At 69.1% G+C, this 20,709-nt stretch carries 16 protein-coding genes; 6 read left to right on the top strand and 10 right to left on the bottom strand.

Annotated features, from left to right (window positions below; all coding sequences use genetic code 11):
* Positions 1–4: 4 nt before the first annotated feature.
* The gene (locus QFZ69_RS04495) at positions 5–1,726 is read right to left on the bottom strand and encodes a glycoside hydrolase family 3 N-terminal domain-containing protein (RefSeq protein ID WP_306915869.1); all 1,722 of its coding nucleotides are present in this window, start codon (positions 1,724–1,726) and stop codon (positions 5–7) included.
* A 156-nt stretch (positions 1,727–1,882) separates the two neighbouring features.
* Here QFZ69_RS04495 and QFZ69_RS04490 point away from each other — a divergent pair, with 156 nt between their 5' ends.
* The gene (locus tag QFZ69_RS04490) at positions 1,883–3,034 is read left to right on the top strand and encodes a glutamate--cysteine ligase (protein WP_306915867.1); all 1,152 of its coding nucleotides are present in this window, start codon (positions 1,883–1,885) and stop codon (positions 3,032–3,034) included.
* Between the two features lie 63 nt (positions 3,035–3,097).
* On the opposite strand, the gene tsaD is transcribed toward QFZ69_RS04490, so the two are convergent.
* The 6 genes from tsaD to QFZ69_RS04460 all read right to left on the bottom strand — a co-directional run bounded on the left by tsaD (position 3,098) and on the right by QFZ69_RS04460 (position 8,999).
* Positions 3,098–4,195: a tRNA (adenosine(37)-N6)-threonylcarbamoyltransferase complex transferase subunit TsaD gene (tsaD, locus tag QFZ69_RS04485; protein ID WP_306915865.1), complete on the bottom strand. Its 1,098-nt coding sequence runs from the start codon at positions 4,193–4,195 to the stop codon at positions 3,098–3,100.
* On the bottom strand, positions 4,192–4,671 hold the full coding sequence (gene rimI, locus QFZ69_RS04480; RefSeq protein ID WP_306919591.1) for a ribosomal protein S18-alanine N-acetyltransferase: 480 nt from the start codon (positions 4,669–4,671) through the stop codon (positions 4,192–4,194). Before rimI ends, tsaD begins: the two co-directional genes overlap by 4 nt.
* 47 nt (positions 4,672–4,718) lie before the next feature.
* Complete coding sequence (tsaB, locus tag QFZ69_RS04475) at positions 4,719–5,390, bottom strand: tRNA (adenosine(37)-N6)-threonylcarbamoyltransferase complex dimerization subunit type 1 TsaB (RefSeq protein ID WP_306915863.1); 672 nt, start codon at positions 5,388–5,390, stop codon at positions 4,719–4,721.
* A 21-nt stretch (positions 5,391–5,411) separates the two neighbouring features.
* Positions 5,412–6,062, bottom strand: a complete 651-nt coding sequence (gene tsaE / locus QFZ69_RS04470) for a tRNA (adenosine(37)-N6)-threonylcarbamoyltransferase complex ATPase subunit type 1 TsaE (RefSeq protein ID WP_306915862.1) — start codon at positions 6,060–6,062, stop codon at positions 5,412–5,414.
* Entirely contained in the window at positions 6,059–7,312 is a 1,254-nt protein-coding gene (gene alr / locus QFZ69_RS04465) for an alanine racemase (RefSeq protein ID WP_306915861.1), read from the bottom strand. The genes tsaE and alr overlap by 4 nt, the downstream gene beginning before the upstream one ends.
* Positions 7,313–7,907: 595 nt before the next feature.
* Positions 7,908–8,999: a carbohydrate kinase family protein gene (locus QFZ69_RS04460; protein ID WP_306915860.1), complete on the bottom strand. Its 1,092-nt coding sequence runs from the start codon at positions 8,997–8,999 to the stop codon at positions 7,908–7,910.
* A 207-nt stretch (positions 9,000–9,206) separates the two neighbouring features.
* Between QFZ69_RS04460 and QFZ69_RS04455 the strand changes: the two genes are divergently transcribed.
* From QFZ69_RS04455 to QFZ69_RS04435, 5 genes are all read left to right on the top strand, one after another.
* The gene (locus QFZ69_RS04455; protein ID WP_306913615.1) at positions 9,207–10,166 is read left to right on the top strand and encodes an IS481 family transposase; all 960 of its coding nucleotides are present in this window, start codon (positions 9,207–9,209) and stop codon (positions 10,164–10,166) included.
* Between the two features lie 18 nt (positions 10,167–10,184).
* Complete coding sequence (locus tag QFZ69_RS04450) at positions 10,185–11,687, top strand: 6-phospho-beta-glucosidase (RefSeq protein ID WP_306915858.1); 1,503 nt, start codon at positions 10,185–10,187, stop codon at positions 11,685–11,687.
* Between the two features lie 275 nt (positions 11,688–11,962).
* Positions 11,963–13,249 carry a D-inositol-3-phosphate glycosyltransferase gene (gene mshA, locus QFZ69_RS04445; RefSeq protein ID WP_306915855.1) on the top strand — a complete coding sequence of 429 codons (1,287 nt, stop codon included), beginning with the start codon at positions 11,963–11,965 and terminating at the stop codon, positions 13,247–13,249.
* 58 nt (positions 13,250–13,307) lie between these two features.
* Positions 13,308–15,068, top strand: coding sequence for a formate--tetrahydrofolate ligase (locus QFZ69_RS04440; RefSeq protein WP_306915853.1), 1,761 nt, complete (start codon positions 13,308–13,310; stop codon positions 15,066–15,068).
* Positions 15,069–15,621: 553 nt separating this feature from the next.
* The gene (locus QFZ69_RS04435; protein ID WP_306915851.1) at positions 15,622–16,281 is read left to right on the top strand and encodes an endonuclease domain-containing protein; all 660 of its coding nucleotides are present in this window, start codon (positions 15,622–15,624) and stop codon (positions 16,279–16,281) included.
* Between the two features lie 314 nt (positions 16,282–16,595).
* Here the strand turns inward: QFZ69_RS04435 and QFZ69_RS04430 are convergent, their stop codons facing one another.
* The 3 genes from QFZ69_RS04430 to treZ form a co-directional block, all read right to left on the bottom strand.
* Positions 16,596–17,681 (bottom strand): inositol-3-phosphate synthase, encoded by a 1,086-nt coding sequence (locus tag QFZ69_RS04430; protein WP_306915850.1) that lies wholly within the window; start codon positions 17,679–17,681, stop codon positions 16,596–16,598.
* Positions 17,682–17,853: 172 nt separating this feature from the next.
* Complete coding sequence (mgrA, locus tag QFZ69_RS04425) at positions 17,854–18,891, bottom strand: L-glyceraldehyde 3-phosphate reductase (RefSeq protein WP_306915849.1); 1,038 nt, start codon at positions 18,889–18,891, stop codon at positions 17,854–17,856.
* Positions 18,892–18,904: 13 nt separating this feature from the next.
* A complete protein-coding gene (gene treZ, locus QFZ69_RS04420; protein WP_306915848.1) occupies positions 18,905–20,692 on the bottom strand; it encodes a malto-oligosyltrehalose trehalohydrolase in 1,788 nt (595 codons plus the stop codon).
* Positions 20,693–20,709 lie beyond the last annotated feature (17 nt).

The raw sequence follows: 20,709 nt of genomic DNA, 5'->3' as shown, positions 1-20,709 counted from the left end.
CGGGTCAGCCGCAACCAGTCCCGGCGTTATACGCGCCGACCGCGACGGGAAGCTTCCCGGGCGCCGCGGCCTTTCCGGCGAGCACGGCCGCCAGCGCGTCGAAGGCGCCCTGGCTCCGGCCGTACAGGGCAATCTTTGCCGGGGCGGCCGACGCGGCCAGCGCCCACGGCGCATCGAGGGTAACCGCGACATCCGCCACGGGTGCCTCCGGATCTGCTGGCGGTCGGCCATAGCCGATCAGGGACACTAGGGGACCCTCCCCGATGCTGATCCCGACGTCGCGGGCGGCGGCCGCGAACCTGGAACGGTCCTGGTCCGTGCCGCCGGTGAATCGCACGCTCGGGGGCACCATCGGCCCGCTGCAGGGGCCCGCCAGCACGGTGATCGCCGCCGCGGAAACCTTCCGCGAGATTTCCGTGCCGATTCCCGGTTCGCTTCCCTTCGGAGCGCCGGTCCGGCCTCGCCAGACCATCATCGTGACGACCCGCTGCGCGGCCTCGGCCAGCCGTTCGGGTGCCAGCGCGCCGCTCCGCACCGAGCTGATGATCGCGGCATGGGCGGCTCCGACGTCGGCCGGCATGAGCAGCAGATCAGCACCCGCGGCAAGGGCCAACGGCGCAACGGAACCGTGCGGAAAGCGGTCCTTGACCGCTCCCATGTTGAGCGCGTCCGTCACCGCCACCCCGCGGAACCCCATCCCGCGCAGCTCCGCGTACGCTGCTTTCGACACGGACGCGGGCACCCCCGGTTCCAGGGCGGGCACGGCGATATGGCCGGTCATGACCATGGGCAGCCCGGCATCGATGGCCGCCTGGAAGGGCAACAGGTCCTTGGCGCGGAGCTGGTCCAGGGAGGCCGGCTGGACGGGCAGGCCCTCGTGCGAATCCACGCTCACGGAGCCGTGTCCGGGGAAATGCTTCGCCGCGGGCAGCATTCCCGCAGCCAGCATCCCCCGGGAGAAGGCGACGCCGAGGTCCGCTGCAGTGTCGGCACTACCGGACATGGACCGTGCCCCTATGGTCGGATCGGAGGGTCCCATGGTGACGTCGACGGTAGGGGCGAAGTCGACATTGAAGCCCAGTGCGGAGAGTTCGGAGGCCACGGCCCGGCCGGCCTCGCTGGCCAGCGGTCCGCTTCCCGCGGCGCCGTAGCTCATCGGCGCCGGCCACTCGGTCAGCGGGGCACGCAACCGCGCCACCGCCCCGCCTTCCTGGTCCACGGCGATCATGCCGGGCCAGCTGCGCCCGTCCGCCGTGGCGGCGGACTGGAGCCTGTGGGTGACAGCGCTCATCGCACCGGTGTCCACCTGACCGCCGGACGTTTTCGGGACGTTGTCGCCCATGATGATGGAGCCGGCCAGGTGGAGTCGTTCCATGTCCGAGGCGCGCGTCTCGTGGTCCAGCCCGGGGTAGAAGGGAAGCAGGACCTGCCCTGCCTGTTGCTCGAGGCTCATGCCGTCGACGGCCCGGCGCGCCGCGTCCGCGTCCTGCTGCTGCGGCCCCCAGCCCAGCGGCCGGGATCCCGGGTCCAGAAGGGACCCGGCCATGCCGGGCCCGTCCGCGGGGGCGGCAGGAGTCGGGGAAGGAGACTCGGGGGACGGTGCGGCGGCCGTCTGTTCCGGGGTTGGCTGGCGAACTGAAGGCTCCGGCGTCGGCGGCCCGGAACAAGAGGCTGTTCCGAGCACCAGCCCCAGAAGCGCCGCCAATACTGCTGCGTGCGTCGTCATTTTGTGAAATCTTTCACTTCTTCGCTGCAACTTGGGCACCGACTCCATGCTACCCCTGCACTAGAATTGGACCACCGTTGCCCCCGCCAACCGCCCTGCCAGTGCCGCTGCCAGATGGGGTCACGGCAACGGACAGCAGAACAGCGAAGGGACCACATGAAGATTGATTTCGCTTCATCCAGGCAATCAACTCTTGGTGTGGAATGGGAGCTCGCCCTCGTCGACGCAGAAACCGGCGAACTCGCCTCGGTGGCCAATGAGGTGCTCCGCGGGGTTGCCGCCGCGCATCCCGAGCTTAACGAGGACGACGAGCACCCCCACATCAAGCAGGAACTGCTGCTGAACACCGTGGAACTGGTCACCGGGATCTGCAACACGGTGGCGGAAGCGAAAGCGGACCTCAGCAGCTCCCTGGCCGCGGTCCGGGACGTCACCGACCCGATGGGCGTCGAGGTCTTCTGCGCCGGCAGCCACCCTTTCAGCCCGCCGCAGCTCCAGCCCGTGACCGACAAGGCGCGCTACGCGAAGCTCATCGACCGCACCCAGTGGTGGGGCCGCCAGATGGTCATTTACGGCGTCCACGTGCACGTCGGACTCGACCGCCGGGACAAGGCCCTTCCCGTCCTCGACGGCCTGGTGAACTACTTCCCGCACTTCCAGGCGCTCTCCGCCTCCAGCCCGTTCTGGGGCGGCGAAGATACCGGCTACGCCTCGCACCGTGCCCTGATGTTCCAGCAACTGCCCACCGCCGGCCTGCCGTTCCAGTTCTCCAGCTGGGAGGACTACGAGTCCTATGTCCAGGACATGTTCACCACGGGCGTGATCGACACGCTGTCCGAGATCCGCTGCGACATCCGTCCCGTCCCCGCCCTTGGCACCATCGAGATGCGCATTTGCGACGGCCTGGCCACCTTGGAGGAAGTCGGCGCCATCGCCGCCCTGACGCAGTGCCTCGTCGACGAGTTCTCCACGACACTGGACAACGGGGGCACCATCCCCACCATGCCGCCGTGGCACGTGCAGGAGAACAAGTGGCGGGCGGCCCGCTACGGCGTCGAAGCAATCATCATCCTGGACGCCGCCGGCAACGAACAGCTCGTTACCGAACACCTCCGCGAGACGGTCCACCGGCTGGAGCCGGTCGCGGCGAAGCTCGGCTGCAGCGCCGAACTGGCGGACGTCCTGAAAATCATCGAACGCGGCGCCGGCTACCAGCGGCAGCGCCGGGTTGCCGCGGAGCACGGCGGCGACCTGCGCGCCGTCGTCCTGGACCTCGTCCAGCAGATGCGCAAGGGCCCCGACGCCTAGCCACGGCCTCCGGGACCGGCGCCTAGCCCGGAGCCGGTACGGGCTCCGGGTCCGGAGCCGGGTTCAGGCGGAAACGCTGGTGACCGGCAGCGACGAATCCGGCGCGAAGCTGATGCCGCTGGGTGCAATCCCGGCCATCACCAGCTGTGCGCCGAGGGCGGCGACCATGGCGCCGTTGTCGGTGCACAGCGAAAGCGGCGGGACCGTCAGCCGGATCCCGGCCGCGCTGCAGCGCTGTTCGGTGAGCTGGCGCAGCCGGGAGTTCGCGGCCACGCCGCCGCCCAGCAGCAGCTCGGTGATGCCGTTCTCACGGCAGGCCAGCACCGCCTTGGCCGTGATCACGTCCACCACCGCCTCCTGGAAGGCCGCGGCGATGTCCGCCACCGGAACCGTCTCGCCGCGCGCTTCGAACTGCTCCACGCACCGGGCGACGGCGGTCTTGAGCCCGCTGAAGGACCAGTCGTAGCGGTGCGGGCCCGGCTCCTCCGCCGTTCCCATGTACTTGGGCTGGGTGAGCCCGCGCGGGAATCGGATCGCCTTGGCATTGCCGGTGCGGGCCAGCCGGTCGATGGCGGGCCCGCCGGGATATCCCAGGCCCAGCAGCCGCGCGACCTTGTCGTACGCTTCGCCGGCGGCATCGTCGATTGTGGAACCGAGCAGTTCGACGTCGTCGGTAATGCTGCGGATCCGCAGCATTTCAGTGTGGCCGCCGGAGACGAGCAGCGCACCGAGGTTTTCCGGCAATGCATTTTGCCGGAATGGCTGCGGGCTGCCGTGGTCCGCTTCGAGCAGGCCGACGCCGACGTGCGCCACGAGGTGGTTGATTGCGTACAGCGGCTTGCCGGTGGCGACGGCGAGCGCCTTCGCGGCGCACACGCCGACCATCAGCGCTCCCGCGAGTCCGGGTCCGGAGGTGACGGCGATGGCGTCGATCTCTTCCAGCGTCACCCCGGCGTCCACGAGGGATTCCCGGAGGGTCGGCACGAAGGCGTCCAGGTGGGCGCGGGAGGCGATCTCGGGGATGACGCCGCCGAAACGGACATGCTCCTCCATCGAGGAGGCGACCGTGTTGGTCAGCAGCCGGGTCCCGCGGACGATCCCGACGCCGGTCTCGTCGCAGGAGGACTCGATGCCGAGGACAAGGGGCTGGGTGCGGTTCATGGGCGGTCTGCTTCCCGAGGCGAAGTGGTGTGCGGGATGTGGTCGGAGCCGGGCTCCAGCCGGAGGCGCATGATCAGGGCATCGACGCCGTCACGGTAGTACCGGGGTCGGACGTGGATCTGTTCAAAGCCGAAGCGGAGGTACAGCTGCTGCGCGCGGGGGTTGTCCGCCCGGACTTCCAGCAGCACGTCTTCGGCGTGACGCCGCCGGCTTTCCCGGATGAGTTCGCCCAGCAGTGCCGAGCCGATGCCCTTGCCTTCCTGCTCCGGCACGACGGCGATGGTCTGCACGTCCGCTATCGGCTCGATACACATGAGTCCGGCGTAGCCCACGATGCCGCCGGCACTTTCGGCAACCAGGTAGCGGCGCGTTTCCGCCTGCGCCAGCTCATCAAGGAACATCTGCAACGGCCAGGCGTCCACCGGGAACAGCCGGCGCTCAAGGTCGTGCACGGCCGGGATGTCCGCGGCGGTCATGTCCCGCAGCGCCAGCCCGCCCGGCAGCGCCGCCGCGTCCTGGCCGCTCACAGCGCGCGCTTCCGGGGACCGGGAATCTGGGCGTCGGACTCGCGCAGGTAGAGCGGGGTCGAGTCCAGCAGCTTCTCCCCAGCAGCCAGCCGCGCGAGCGCAAACTGTCCCAGCGAGAGTGCCTCCGGCTGGCGCGAGCTGAAGCCGTCGACGGCCTTGACGGCGTCGGCATAGATTCCGGCACCGGCACCGTAGACCGGCAGGTCCGGCAGGTCCGCCGCGAAACCGACATGCGGCCCGTCAAGGAGCTCGGGGAGCTGCCCGCCGGCGAGCGTGTACCGCGCCCAGTACACCTCTTTGCGCCGCGCGTCCGTGGCGACGAGGAAGTCCGGCGCCGCGTCAACGGACTCGGCCACTTCCAGGGCGACGGCGTCCAGGCTCATCAACCCGTACAGCGGCTTGCCCCAGACGAAGGCCAGGGTGCGGGCGGTGACGATGCCGGAGCGCAGCCCGGTGAAGGGACCGGGGCCTACCCCGGTGACAATGAGGTCGACGTCGTCCCCGCCCAGGCCCGCCTCGGCGAGCAGATTCTCGATCCCCGGAGCCAGGACTTCCGCGTGGCTCCGGGTGTCCTCGGTGGCAAAACTGCCCACCACCGACTCCGGAGCGTCGTCCGAGACAAGCGCGGCGCTTGCTACGGCCGAAGTGTCGATTGCGAGGATCAGCATCAGGAGGTCCGTTCCGTTGGCTCAGTCAGTGGCTCGGTGCTGGTTCCGGGCGCGGCCACCCGGCCTAGCCGCGGCCGCGGTGCCGGGCAGGTACGGCGGGGTGACCCAGCGCGGACCGTAGCCGCGGAACACGATGGTGCGGGGCTCGTCGTCGTCGTCGGTATCGAAATCCAGCGTCACGGTGTCGGCGGCAGGGCCGGCAGGGGCAGGTCCGGCAGCGGCCGGTCCGGCAGTGGCCGGGGCGGCGCCGCCGAGGGTGCGGACGAGGTCCACCTCAAGCCGGCTGTCACTCAGGTGCTCCACCCGGCCGCGGCCCCACTCCACCACGGTCACCGCGCTGTCCATGGTGTTTTCGAGGTCAATGTCGTCAATCTCGGCGGCGGACCCGAGCCGGTAGGCGTCGACGTGCACGAGGTCCGGGCCGCCCGGCCGGGGGCCGTCGGGAAGGCTCGGGTGGATGCGGACCAGCACAAACGTGGGTGAGATGATCCCGGCGCGGACGCCCAAGCCTTCACCGAGCCCCTGCGTGAACGTGGTCTTCCCCGCGCCGAGCTCGCCGGTGAGGACCAGCAGGTCTCCGGCCTCCAGCTGCGTACCGAGGCCCGCGGCGAGGGCGTGGGTCTGCTCGGCCGTCCGTACCTCCAGCGTCAGCTCCCACTCGGGGGCGCTCACTGTGCCGGCTCTCCGGCGCGGCGGGACACCTCGTTGCGGGGCTCCTCGTTGCCGGGCTCCTCGTTGATGTAGCGGCGCGGCACCCGGGAGCTGATCCGGGTGACGATTTCGTAGTTGTTGGTGCCGGCGGCCCGCGCCCAGTCCTCGGCAGTGGGTCCGCCGTCGGCCCCGTTGCCGAACAGCACAGCTTCGAAGCCGAGCACACTGCGCCCGCCGGCGGAAACGTTCAGCGGGCCCAGATCGATCACCATCTGGTCCATCGCGATCCGGCCCACGACCGGGTAGTTCACGCCGTCCACCCGGACCGGGCCGCCGGTGGCAATCCGGGGGACGCCATCGGCGTAGCCCAGCGGAATGAGCCCGAGGGTGCTGGTGCCCTGGGTGCGGTAGTTCAGTCCGTAGGAAACGCCCTGGCCCGCCGGCACGTCCTTGCAGTGCGAGACGACCGTGCGGACCGTCATGGCGGGGCGCAGGCCAAGTTCCGCGGAGCTCTGCCCTTCGAAAGGGGACAGCCCGTAGACGCCCAAGCCGACACGGACCAGGTCGAAATGCGTGTCGGGACGGGATAGCGTCGCCGGGGTGTTGGCCAGATGCCGGACCTCGGGGTCGACTCCGGCGTCCTGGGCGATCGCGAGGGCCACGCGGAAGGCGGCGAGCTGGTCGTCGGTTTCGGGGCGCTCGGGTTCGTCGGCGACGGCGAGGTGGGAGAAGATGCCCACGACACGCAGCAGTCCCTGGTCCTGGTACTCCATGGCTTCGCCGACGAGGCTGTCCCAGGCGTCCAGGGTGGCGCCGTTGCGGCCGAGCCCGGTGTCCACTTTCAGGTGGATGCGGGCCGGCCGTTCCTGTTCGCGGGCTGCCGCGACTATGCGCTGCAACTCCCAGCCGGAGCAGCCGATGTCGATCCCGGCGGCGACGGCGGCGGCAAAGTTGCTGTCGGAGGTATGCAGCCAGGCAAGCAGCGGGGCCTCGATACCGGCCGCCCGCAGGGCCAGAGCCTCGGAGATGTGGGCCACGCCGAGCCAGCTGGCGCCCGCGCTGAGCGCTGCGCGGGCGACGGGCACGGCACCGTGGCCGTAGGCGTCGGCCTTGACCACCGCCATGACCTGCGCAGGCGAGGCAACGGCCGCGAGGCGCCTCACATTATGCCGGATGGCTTCGATATCGATTACTGCCGACCGCTCTTCAGCGAAGGCAGGCTCGGCCTTCGAAGCGGAACGGAAGTCGCCGGTTGCTGCTGGAGAAGTCACTTAACGATTCTAGGGGCGGGAGCGCATCCGGCTTAATTCTTCCAACAATGGACATGCCCTCCTCGCCCGGGAGGACATGCCCATTGCTCGCGCCAAGGAATGGGCACAACGGGATTATGTCCATGCCACAGCCCGGGCGGAGAGCATGTCCAGCGGCACGGACCGGAGAGGAAGGCCCAACCGAGACAGGGGCCTGCCCAAGCCCGAATGCACGCGCCCGGTCCCACGATTCACAGCCCCGGACCGCCGACCCACAGGCCCGATCCCGCCCACCAATGGACATGCTCCTCTCCCGGGAGGACATGCCCATTGCTCGCGCCAGGGAATGGGCACAGCGGGATTATGTCCATGCCACAACCGGGCCGGAGAGCATGTCCAGCGGCACGGACCCTGGCTCGCGCCCAGGCCGGGCCAGGCCAGGCCAGGCCAGCCCGGGCCGGGCCGGAGAGCATGTCCAGCGGCACGGACCCTGGCTCGCGCCCAGGCCGGGCCAGGCCAGGCCAGGCCAGCCCGGGCCGGGCCGGAGAGCATGTCCAGCGGCACGGACCGGAGAGGAAGGCCCAACCGAGACGGGGCCCTGTCCAGCGAGGGGCGGCTAGGCGTCGGAGAGGTGGGCGATGGTCGCCGTCGCCCGCCGCTGCGCCTCGGCGGGCACGTCGCGGACGATGTCGTCCAGGAAGCAGTATCGGCGCAACCACTGGCTGCTCTGCCGTTCCTTCCGGGCGTTGGCGCGCTGCCACCAGTCGGCAATGTCGCCCCAGCCGGGCGCGGCCAGGGAACCGCCGACTTCCTGCACGGCCAGGGCGGCGCACAGGTTGGCGAAGCGCAGCCGGTCGCCGAGCGGCCAGCCCGCCAGGCAGCCGACGATGAATGCTGCGCCGAAGCAGTCCCCGGCACCGGTCGGATCATAGGCCGCGACGGGCAGGGACGGCACCCATTCCTCCTCGCCCGTTTCCGAGTCGACCGCCATGGCCCCCTGGGAGCCCAGCGTCACGACGGCCACCGGCACCTGGTCCGCCAGCGAATACAACGCCGACCACGGGTTGTCCCGTCCCGTGAACGCCATCGCCTCGTGCTGGTTGGGCATGAACGCGTGAAAGTACTTCAAATTGTGCAGCCGGGTCGATGACCATGCCCCGGTGGGGTCCCAGCCGACGTCGCCGAACAAGCGCACGCCGGCTTTGTGGGCCTCAAGGGCCCAGGTCTCCACTTCCTCGTCGAGCCCGGCGACGGCGGCGAGCGCCGGTGGCGGCGTGCCGACCAGCTGGGAGGAGGTGACCGGAGCAGGATGTCCATGGGTGACCATGGACCGGTCCTGTTCCACGCTGAGTGAAACCGTCACCGGGGAGTGCCAGCCCGGTACCCGCTGGGAGAGGGAGAGGTCCACGTGCTCCTGTCCAGCCAGGATTTTCCAGTTGTAGTCGCCGTAACCGTCGTCGCCGAAGGCAGCCGCCAAACCCGTCCGCAGACCCAGCCGCGCCGCGGCAATCGCCTGGTTCGCGACGCCGCCTGGGCAGCTGCCCATCCCTTCGCTCCAGATTTCGGTACCGGCAACGGGCGCATGCGGCAGCCCGGTGAAAATGATGTCCTGGAAGACTGTGCCCGTCAGAAGCAGGTCGAAACCCTCCGACGCCGGGGATCGGACGGAGGAAAGTGGGTCAAAGCGCCGCGGCGGGGTCGCGTCCATGTACGGCAGACTACGCCGTCCTGGTGTGGCAGGAAAGACACCCCCGGCCGCCGGAGCCGGCGGCCGGAGCAGCCCGGCCGAAGCCGGTACGCCTAGATGTATTAACCACAGACGTTAGTGACGGTCGGCGTGGTGTGGTGACATGAAGAAGACCTCCGAGTGGAGTGGGGCTTGTCTAGAGTCCAATTCCACAAACGGAGGTCTTCAATGTCCCACCCTAATGCTTTTCTCGCCCGCAGGGGACGGATCGAGCTGGCAAAGTGCATTGTCGAGGACGGCTGGCCGTTACGTCGGGCTGCAGAACGTTTTCAGGTCTCCGTCCCGACCGCGGCGCGCTGGGCCAGCCGCTACCGGGAGCTGGGCGAAGACGGCATGGAGGACCTCTCCAGCCGGCCGTCCCGGTCCCCGCGCCGCACTCCTGCCCGGCGGGAACGACGAATCATCGCGCTGCGGGTCAACCGCCGCTGGGGGCCGGCGAGGATCGGTTACCTGCTCGGTATCCACCCGTCCACCGTGCACAAGGTCCTCTCCCGGTACCGGCTTGCCAGGCTGTCGTGGCTGGACCGGGCCACGGGCAGGGTGATCCGCCGCTACGAGCACCAGAACCCCGGGGACATGGTCCACGTGGACATCAAGAAACTCGGCCGGATTCCTGACGGCGGCGGACACCGCGTGACCGGCCGGGCCGCGGGGAACCGGAACAAGACCGGCACAAACGCCAACCGCAGGCCCGGCTACGCTTACCTGCATAACGCAGTCGATGACCACTCCCGCTTTGCCTACACCGAGATCCTCTCTGACGAGAAGAAAGAAACCGCCGCCGGCTTCTGGGAACGGGCAAACGCTGCCTTCAACGCCGCCGGGATCACGGTGAGCCGGGTCTTGACAGATAACGGCTCCTGCTACCGCTCCCGCGTCTTCGCCCAGGCTCTCGGTGCGGACATCAAGCACAAACGCACGCGCCCCTATCGCCCCCAGACCAACGGAAAGGTTGAGCGGTTCAACCGCACCATGCTCGACGAATGGGCCTACGCGAAGCCCTACGCATCAGAGGCCGAGCGTGTTGCCGCTTTCCCCGCCTGGTTGCACCACTACAATCACAACCGAGGCCACACCTCACTCAAGGGTCAACCACCCGCCAGCCGTGTCACCAACCTCCGTGGGTAATACACCTAGACTGTCCGCATGCGGCTCATGATTGCCGGCGGCGGCGGATTCCGGGTACCGCTGGTCTACCGGGCGCTCCGCTCCGGCCCCTTCGCGGGGCTGGTCCGGGAGCTGGTGCTGTACGACGTCGACGCCGGCCGGCTGGCCGCCCTCGACGCGGTCCTCGCGTCACTGGCGGCTCTGGAGCCCGCTGGCGGCCTGTCCCCCGGAAACATGCCCACGGTCCGCACCACCACTTCGCTGCCGGAGGCCCTCGACGGCACGGACATCGTGTTTGCCGCCATCCGGCCCGGCGGGACCGCGGGGCGGATGGCCGATGAGCGGATCGCCCTGGATCTGGGGCTCCTCGGCCAGGAGACCACGGGCGCCGGCGGCATCTCCTATGCGCTGCGCTCGATACCCCGGATGCTGGAGCTCGCCGCGGAAATGCGCGAGCGCTGCCCGGAGGCGTGGCTGCTGAATTTCACCAATCCTGCCGGGATGGTCACCGAGGCCCTGGTCCCGGTGCTCGGCCGGAGGGTCGTCGGCATCTGCGATTCGGCCGGCGGGCTCGTGTACCGGGCCGCCCGGGCCGCCGGCGTCGCCTTGCCCGAGGGCAGGCTCGACGGCGTCGGCTACTACGGCCTCAACCACCTCGGCTGGCTTTACCGGCTGGAGTCCGGCGGCCGGGATGCCCTGCCCGGGTTGTTGGCGGACGCCGGGGCACTCGCCGGCTTCGAGGAAGGCAGGCTGTTCCCCCAGGCATTCCTTGCTGAACTCGGGTGCCTGCCGAACGAGTACCTCTATTACTACTACGAGACCGGACGCGCCCTGTCCGGCATCCGCTCCGCCGCCGAAACCCGCGGGGAGTCCATCGACCGGCAGCAATCGGAGCTCTACCCGCGGCTCGCCGCAGCCGGCGCGGCGGCGTATCCGCTCTGGGAGGCCGCCCGAAGATCCCGCGAGGAAGGGTATCTGGCCGAGGCCCGGCCGGCCGGCGAGCGCCGGGACGAGACGGACCTCGCCGGAGGCGGCTACGAACGTGTGGCCCTGGCGGTCATGCGGGCGCTCTCCGGCGGCGGCACCGCGGAGCTGGTCCTGAACACCCCGAATGCCGCGCCGCCGGCAGGCTCGGCGGGGGCAATCCCGGAGCTGCCCGGGGACGCCGCGGACCCGGCGGTCCCGGGGTTGCCCGCGGACGCCGTCGTCGAGGTTCCTTGCCGGGTGACGCCCGACGGCGTGGTGCCGCTCCCGCAGGAACGCCCGGCCCCCGGGCAGCTCGCCCTGATGCGTCGGGTCAAGGATGTTGAACGGCTGGTCGTGCAGGCCACCGGGCCGGCAGCAGGCCAGGAAGTCGGGCAGGCCACCGGACCGGCAGCGGGGGCCCGGCGGCGCGAGGCGGCCCTCGCCGCCTTCGCCCGTCATCCCCTCGTCGATTCGGACGTGCTCGCGGCGAAGCTGCTCGCCGGTTATGAGGCCGCTTTCCCGGAACTGCAGCAGCTCTGGCGCGGCGGCAGCCCCGGCAACGGTGGTGGCTCCTAGGGCGTGCGGTACATCAGGTGCAGCCCCAGGTAGCCCAGGCGCGGGTGGTGGAAGGCCTCCGGGATCGTGGGCGAGCACGTCGAAGACCGCCGACTTCCGGGCAGCCACCGCCCGGCGGTGCTTTCCACCACGGCGTTGAACTGCATGGCCCGGAAGCCGGCGGCACCGGCCGCGTCCAGCGAGTAGGCGCACCGGGCACGGGCCTGTGAACCTCCCCGAACTTCAGGAGTAGTGTTTTATCGACATGCAGTTCCGGCAGCAGAGGGAGGAGAAGGATGTCACTGGTCCGCCGTGTTGCCTTCCTGTCCCTTCACACCTCGCCGATGGAGCAGCCCGGGTCCGGCGACGCCGGCGGCATGAATGTGTACATCCGGGCGCTGGCCGCGGCGCTGGCGGAGACCGGCGTCGAGGTGGAGATCTTCACGAGGTCCACGGCCGCCGGACAGTCCGCCGTCGAGCATCCCTCCCCGGGCGTGTGCGTCCACAACGTCCTGGCCGGCCCGCCGCGGAAGCTGCCCAAGGAAGAGCTGCCCGGACTGCTGCACAGTATGGTGGCCGAGATCGACAGGATCCGCCAGCTCCAGCCGCACGGCCGCTACGACGTGATTCACTCACACTACTGGGTCTCCGGCGTGGCGGGGCTGGAGCTCGCCCGGCTGTGGGACGTGCCGCTGGTGCACACCATGCACACCATGGCCAAGGTCAAGAACCTGCTGCTGGAGTCCGGTGAGCAGCCGGAGCCGCGGCGGCGCGAGGACGGCGAACATCGGATCGTCGACGGCGCCACCCGGTTGATCGCCAACACCGGCACGGAGGCCGCGGAACTCGTCTCCCATTACAACGCGGACATCGACCACATCGACGTGGCCCCGCCGGGGGTGGACCTGACGGTGTTCACGCCGGCCTTCCGGAGCCGGGCCCGGGCGCACCATGGGGTGCCGCCGGGTAGCTTCCATCTGCTCTTTGCAGGCCGGATCCAGCGGCTCAAGGGACCCCAGATCCTGATCAAGGCTGCGGCCCTGCTCCGCGCCCGCCGCCCGGACATCGACCTGCGGCTGACCATCGTGGGCGCGGTCAGCGGGGCCAAGGACTTTAACCTGAAGACCCTGATCAGCTCGGCCGGGATGGACGACGTCGTCACCCACCATCCGCCGGTCAGCGCGCCGAAGCTCGCCGCCTGGTACCGTTCGGCCGACGTCGTGGTGATGCCTTCCTACAGCGAATCCTTCGGACTCGTGGCTCTCGAAGCCCAGGCCTGCGGGACCCCGGTGGTCGCGACCAAGGTCGGCGGGCTCTCCCGCGCGGTCTTCGACGGACGCACCGGACTGCTGGTGGAGGGCCATAAGCCCGGTGACTGGGCGGACGTCCTCGAGGCGCTGTACGACGACCCCGCCACCCGCCAGGATATGGGCCGGGCCGCGGCCTTGCACGCCCAGGACTTCGGGTGGCAGCGCACCGCTGCGATCACGATGGAGAGCTATCACACCGCGCTGAGCCAGTACTTTGGAAACCTGACCATCCCGGTGGGCCACAAGCCCGCTGCCGGGGCCACCAGCCGGTAACACCGGCCTGCCGCCATTGGCCGGAACACCCGCCGACGCCACGAGCCGAAGGACGCCGATGTCTGATAACGCCCTCCCCGGAGGCCCTGCCGCCGCAGCTCCTGCCGTGCCGAGTGATCTGGAGATCGCCCAGCGGGCCGTAATGCGCCCGATCGAGGAGGTCGCCGCCGCGGCCGGCATCAGCCCCGACGCCCTGGAGTTCTACGGCCGGTACAAGGCCAAGATCGATCCGGCGAAGCTCAGGGCCGCCGGGGATGACCGGGCCGCCGGCGCCGGCCGGCCCGCCGGAGCCGGCCCTCGCGCCGGCAAGGTGGTGTTGGTCTCTGCCATGTCGCCCACGCCTGCCGGCGAGGGCAAGTCCACCACCACCGTGGGGCTGGCCGACTCGCTGGCCCGGGCGGGACACAAGGTGATGATCGCGCTGCGTGAGCCCTCGCTGGGACCCATCCTGGGCATGAAGGGCGGCGCCACCGGCGGAGGCTACTCGCAGGTGCTGCCGATGGATGAGATCAACCTGCATTTCACCGGCGACTTCCACGCCATCACCTCGGCGAACAACGCCCTGATGGCCCTCGTGGACAACCACATCTTCCAGGGCAACGAGCTGAACATCGACCCGCGCCGGATGACCTTCAAGCGGGTGCTGGACATGAACGACCGCTCGCTCCGGGAGGTCGTGATCGGCCTCGGGGGTCCGGCGCAGGGCATTCCGCGGCAGGACGGTTTCGACATCACCGTGGCCTCCGAGATCATGGCCGTGTTCTGTCTCGCCACGGACCTGCCCGACCTCCGGGAAAGGCTGGGCCGGATCACGTTCGGCTACACCTACGACCGCCGGCCCGTCACCGTCGCCGACCTCGGCGTCCAGGGCGCGCTGACCCTGCTCCTCAAGGACGCGATCAAGCCCAACCTCGTCCAGACCATCGCCGGGACACCCGCGTTGGTGCACGGTGGCCCGTTCGCCAACATCGCGCACGGCTGCAATTCCCTGATCGCCACCCAGGCCGCTCGCAGCCTCGCGGACATCGTGGTCACCGAGGCGGGCTTCGGCGCGGACCTGGGTGCCGAAAAGTACATGGACATCAAGGCCAGGATGGCCGATGTCGCCCCCTCCGCCGTCGTCGTCGTGGCAACCATCCGGGCGCTCAAGATGCACGGCGGCATTGCCAAGGATCAGCTCAAGGACCCGAACGTCGGGGCCCTGGCCGCCGGCGTCGCCAACCTCCAGCGGCACGTGCGGAACGTGGAGAAGTTCGGCATCACCCCGGTGGTGGCCATCAACAAGTTCGCCACCGATACCCGGGAGGAGCTGGACTGGCTGCTGGACTGGTGCACCACGGCGGGTGTCCAGGCCGCCGTCGCCGATGTCTGGGGCCGAGGCGGGGGCGGGGACGGCGGGGACGAGCTCGCGGCGAAGGTTGCCGCGGCCGTCGACGCGCCGCATACCTTCCGGCACCTGTACCCGCTGGAGATGTCGGTGGAGGACAAGATCCGCACCATCGTGCAGGAGATTTATGGCGCCGACGGCGTGGACTTCTCCGTCCCGGCGCTCAAGCGGCTCGCGGAGATCGAGAAGAACGGCTGGTCCGGCTTCCCGGTCTGCATGGCGAAGACCCAGTATTCCTTCAGCGACGACGCCAGCCGGCTGGGCGCCCCGAAGGGCTTCACCGTGCACGTGCGCGACCTGATCCCCAAGACCGGCGCCGGCTTCATCGTGGCTCTCACCGGCGCTGTCATGACCATGCCTGGCCTGCCCAAGGTCCCGGCCGCGATGCGGATGGACGTCGACGCCGAGGGAAATCCCGTCGGCCTCTTCTGAACGCTCCCTCAGGTCCTGCGTCTCTCCAACCCACGCTCCCTCACATCCTGCGTCTCCCCCACCCACGCTGCCTCAGGTCCTGCGTCTCCCCAACCAACGCTCCCTCACATCCTGCGTCTCCCGAGTGAACGCTCCCTCACATCCTGCGCGGGGCTCGTGCCGGGGTCGCCGGAACCCGTGCCCGCTGCCAAAGGCGGATGCGCGAGAGCTGTGGATAACGCCCGCACGGCTCTTTAAATGAGTTCACAATGCCAGCATGAGAACGCGAGCTGAGCTTCCCGGTCCACTCAGCGCAGCACCCTTCACCATCGCGGCTGCAAAGTCATTGGGAGTGCCGAGAACCAGATTGAGACAGTCCGACATCCGTCATGTCAGCCGGGGTCTTTACCGGCCCTCGGACTGGAGCTTTGAGTTGGAGACGGCGGCTCGCGCCCTGTCTGCCGCGTCGCCAGGCGCCTGGATCTCGCACGTCACGGCCGCCAGGCTTCGATGTCAGCTCCTGCCTCCGTGGCTCTCGGACTCTGAGGAGCTGCACCTGAGCAAACCGCGGGCGTTGCCCGAGGTACGGCGCAAAGGCATCGTCGGGCACACCGTTATGGCTCTGGAGGGCGAGGTCGAAGCTGCGGACGGCATCCGGATCAGCACGCGCCCGCGGACGTGGCTCGACCTCGCCCGGCGGTTGAGCCTGTCCGAATTGGTCTGCATGGGCGACGAGCTCGTGCGGATTCCCCGGTTCGCTTTGGAGGGACGGAGCGAGCCCTTCGCGACCATCGAGGGGTTGCGTTCGATGGTGAGCCGCCACCCGAATCTGCAGGGAATCGTCCGCGCGCGGATGGCCCTGGACTTGATGCGGGTGGGGTCCGATTCAGGTCCGGAAACACTGCTACGCCTGGCGATATGCGACGCCGGTCTCCCGGAGCCGGAGCTGCAGCTCCCGCTCCGGGAGAGCCCGGGTTCCCCGACGGCGGACCTTGGATATCGCCGTCGGCGGCTGGCCGTCCAATACGACGGCGGCCATCATCTGCTCCCCGCCCAGATCTTCAGCGACCGCCGCCGTGACAAGTCGTTCGAGGCAGCGGGATGGACGGTGCTCGTCCTGACAAAAGAAGACCTTGCGGAGGGCTTCACGGGCGCCACTGCCAGGATCAAGCGGATCCTCCGCACCGCGTACCTCACCCCGTCGGCTGCTGCTGGCTTTTCCAGCCCAGTCTGAGGGAGCGACCCTCCCATGCCTGCACCGTGTGAGGGAGGATCCGGCCGGTACCGGCCAGACGTGAGGAATCGCTTGCCGGACATACCCGGACCCCCGGCGCCCCCAAAGGTGCGGGAGCGTCGGGCGGGAACACCCCAAAGGTGCGGGAGCGTCGGGCTGGAACACCCCAAAGGTGCGGGAGCGTCGGGCGGGAACACCCCAAAGGTGCGGGAGCGTCGGGCTGGAACACCCCAAAGGTGCGGGAGCGTCGGGCTGGAACGCCCCAAAGGTGCGGGAGCGTCGGCGGGGGAAAGCGGCGGGGAGGGGGAAGCGGGTCAGCGCTCCAGGTCGCCGCGGATGAAGGCCTCGACCTTTTCGCGGGCGAGGTCGTCGTTGAACTGCTCCGGCGGGGACTTCATGAAGTAGCTCGATGCCGAGAGCAGCGGGCCGCCGATGCCGCGGTCCAGGCCGATCTTGGCGGCGCGGATGGCGTCGATGATCACGCCGGCTGAGTTCGGCGAGTCCCAGACTTCGAGCTTGTACTCCAAGGACACCGGGGCGTCGCCGAAGTTGCGTCCCTCGAGGCGCACGAAGGCCCACTTGCGGTCGTCGAGCCACTGGACGTAGTCCGACGGGCCGATGTGGACGTCCTTGGCGGCAAGTTCGGCTTCCACGTTCGAGGTGACGGCCTGAGTCTTGGAGATCTTTTTGGACTCGAGGCGGTCGCGCTCCAGCATGTTCTTGAAGTCCATGTTGCCGCCGACGTTCAGCTGGTAGGTGCGGTCCAGGGTGACGCCGCGGTCCTCGAAGAGTTTAGCCATGACGCGGTGCGTGATGGTGGCACCGATCTGGCTCTTGATGTCGTCGCCCACGATCGGCACGCCGGCGGCGGTGAACTTGTCCGCCCAGGCCTTGGTGCCGGCAATGAAGACCGGCAGGGCGTTGACGAACCCCACACCGGCGTCGATCGCGCTCTGGGCATAGAACTCAGCGGCTTCCTGCGAACCGACCGGCAGGTAGCAGACCATCACGTCGACCTTGGCGTCCTTGAGCGCCTGGACGACGTCGACCGGCTCCTCGGTGGACTGCTCGATGGTCTCGAGGTAGTACTTGCCAAGCCCGTCGAGGGTCGGGCCGCGCTGCACGGTGACGCCCGTCGGCGGGACATCGGCGATCTTGATGGTGTTGTTTTCACTGGCACCGATCGCGTCGGCGAGGTCGCTGCCGACCTTCTTACCGTCCACGTCGAAAGCGGCCACAAACTGCACATCGTTGACGTGGTACTTGCCGAACTCCACGTGCATCAGACCCGGGATCGTGGCCTGCGGATCAGCGTCCTGGTAGTACTGGACGCCCTGGACCAGCGATGCGGCACAGTTACCTACGCCGACGATTGCAACACGAATCGGATTTGAAGACACGGAACTCCTTTGAGAACAAACGTCATGTGCCCGGCCCGGACGTGCGCTGATGCACGACGACGGCGACTGGCGGGCACGGCGCCATACGGCGCCCCTTAGCATTGTAGTCAACGGTACCGGGGCCGTGGTTGTTCCCCCGGGCCCCGGTATTTCTGTTACCCGGGGCAGCCCGTTACTTCTGCGCCCAGAGATTGATCTCTGACTCGACGGCGAACCGGTCGATCGCCGCGAGTTCCTCGGCCGAGAAGTCGAGCCTGTTGATTGCGGCGAGCGTGTCCTCGAGCTGCTCCACGCTGGACGCCCCGACGAGGGCGGACGTGACCGGCGAGCCCTTGCTTTGGTCCCGGAGGATCCAGGCGATGGCCATCTGCGCCAGCGACTGCCTCCGGCTCTCCGCAATCTGCTGCAGTCCGCGCACGCGCTCCAGCTTGTCCTCGGTGATGCTGTTCCCGTCCAGGGACTTCTCCTGCGCGGCGCGGGAATCGGCCGGGATGCCGTTGAGGTAACGGTCGGTGAGCATGCCCTGTGCCAGCGGGGAGAAGCCGATGGACCCGGCGCCCACCTGGTCCAGCACCTCGTACAGGTTGGGGCTGCCGTTTTCGGTCCAGCGGTTCAGCAGGGAGTAGCTGGGCTGGTGGATCAGCAGCGGGGTGCCCAGTTCCTTCAGGATCCGGGCCGCCTCCAGGGTCTGCTCCGGCGTGTAGGAGGAGATGCCTGCGTACAGGGCCTTGCCGGAACGGACCGCCCGGTCCAGGGCGCCCATGGTTTCCTCCATCGGCGTCTCCGGGTCCGGCCGGTGGCTGTAGAAGATGTCCACGTAATCGAGCCCCATCCGGTTCAGCGACTGGTCCAGGCTGGCGAGCAGGTATTTGCGGGACCCCCACTCCCCGTACGGGCCCGGCCACATGTGGTAGCCGGCCTTGGTCGAGATGATGAGTTCGTCCCGGTACGGGGCGAAGTCGTCGCGGAGGTGGCGGCCGAAGTTTGTTTCGGCCGAACCGGCCTTCGGGCCGTAGTTGTTGGCCAGGTCGAAGTGGGTGACGCCCAGGTCGAAGGCCCGGCGCAGGATGGCGCGCTGGGTCGCGAAAGGCAAGTCGTCCCCGAAGTTGTGCCACAGGCCAAGCGAAATAGCAGGCAGTTTCAGCCCGCTGCGTCCCACCCGGCGGTAGGGCATGGAGTCGTATCGGTTCTCAGCGGCAACATAAGTCATGCGTGGGTCCTGTCTATTCGGAAATGATGGCGGCACTGTGGCCGGGAAGATCGAGATGGCCGCCGGCAGCGGCGTCGAGCACGGCGGCGTCGAGCACCGCGGCGTCGTCCGTTGCCAGCAGCAGGGAGGCGCCGCGGACGGAAACGCGCCGCGGTTGTGCCGAGAAGTTCATCGCCACCCGGACCCGGCCGCGCCGCAGCACGAGCCAGCCTTCCGCCTCACTGAAGTCCACGGCGGTGTCCTCAAAGCCGAGGCCGGTGAGCTCCGGCGTCGAGCGGCGCAGCGCGATCAGCGAGCGGTAGAGCTCCAGCAGCCGGGCGTGGTCCCCTTCCGCGGCTTCGGACCAGTCGAGCTTGGAACGCCTGAACGTTTCCGGATCCTGGGGATCCGGCACCACGGCAGGGTCCCAGCCCATCCGCTCGAATTCCTTGATCCGGCCTTCCGCGGTGGCCTTTCCGAGTTCCGGCTCCGGGTGGGAGGTGAAGAACTGCCACGGCGTGGTGGCTCCGTATTCCTCCCCCATGAACAGCATCGGGGTGAAGGGTGAGGTCAGGGTCGCGACGGCGGCGAGCGCCAGCTGCCCGTACGGCAGCGACTGGGACAGCCGGTCGCCGGTGGCGCGGTTGCCGATCTGGTCATGGTTCTGGCTGCAGACCACGAGCGCGGCCGGGTGGACCAGCGCAGGGTTGATCGGCCGGCCGTGATGCCGCTCGCGGAAGGTGGAGTAGCTGCCATCGTGGAAGAACCCCGAGCGCAGGACCTTGGCCAGCGCTCCCAGCGACTCGAAGTCTTCGTAATATCCCGTGGCCTCGCCGCTGACGTTGACGTGGACGGCGTGGTGGAAGTCGTCGCTCCACTGCCCGGCGAGCCCGTATCCGTTGACGTCCCGCGGGTAGAGCAGGCGCGGATTGTTGAGGTCGGATTCGGCGATCAGGGTGGCCGGGCGCCCGGTCTCGGCGGACACTTCGTCGGCGAGGGCACCGAAGTCCTCCAGCAGGTGCACAGCCCGCTCGTCCTTGAAGGCGTGCACGGCATCGAGCCGCAGCCCGTCCACGTGGTAGTCGCGGAGCCACATGGCCGCGTTGTCCAGGATGTAGCGGCGCACGTCATCGGAGCCGGGGCCGTCCAGGTTCACGGAGTCCCCCCAGGTGTTGCCCTCCCCCGCCTTGAGGTACGGTCCGAACTTCGGCAGGTAGTTCCCGCTCGGGCCGAGGTGGTTGTACACCACGTCCTGGATGACGCCGAGTCCGGCGGCGTGGGCCGCGTCGACAAAGCGCTGGTATGCGGCGGGGCCACCGTAGCCCTCGTGCACCGCGTACCAGAGCACGCCGTCGTAGCCCCAGTTGTGGGTGCCGTTGAAGCCGTTGACCGGCAGGAGCTCCACGAAGTCAACGCCAAGCCCGGCCAGGTAGCCCAGCTTTTCGGCGGCCGCGTCCAGGGTTCCCTCCGGCGTGAAGGTGCCCAGGTGCAGCTCGTAGATCACGGCACCCTGCAGCGCGCGTCCCTTCCACTGGCCGTCCGCCCACGCGTGGCTGCCCGCGTCGAAAGTCCGCGAGAGCGAGTGGACGCCCTCCGGCTGCCGCCGGGACCGCGGGTCCGGCAGCGGCGTGGTCTCCCCGTCCAGGAGGTAGCCGTAGTCCACCTCCCCGTGGGCGGGAGCACCGGCGGCTGTCCACCAGCCGTCGCGCTCCGCGCCGGCGCGGTTCATCGGGTACTGCTGTCCGTCAGCGAGCAGCGTGACCGCCTGCGCTTCCGGCGCCCAGAGATCGAAGCGTTCGCTTCCGTGTGCGGGCAAGGTCATGACTTTCTTCCGTTCCC

This window comes from Arthrobacter sp. V1I7, assembly GCF_030817015.1.
In the GTDB taxonomy this organism is placed as follows: Bacteria; Actinomycetota; Actinomycetes; order Actinomycetales; family Micrococcaceae; genus Arthrobacter.
The sequence above is the reverse complement of the archived record's forward strand: the minus strand, read 5'-3'. Positions and strand labels throughout refer to the sequence as shown.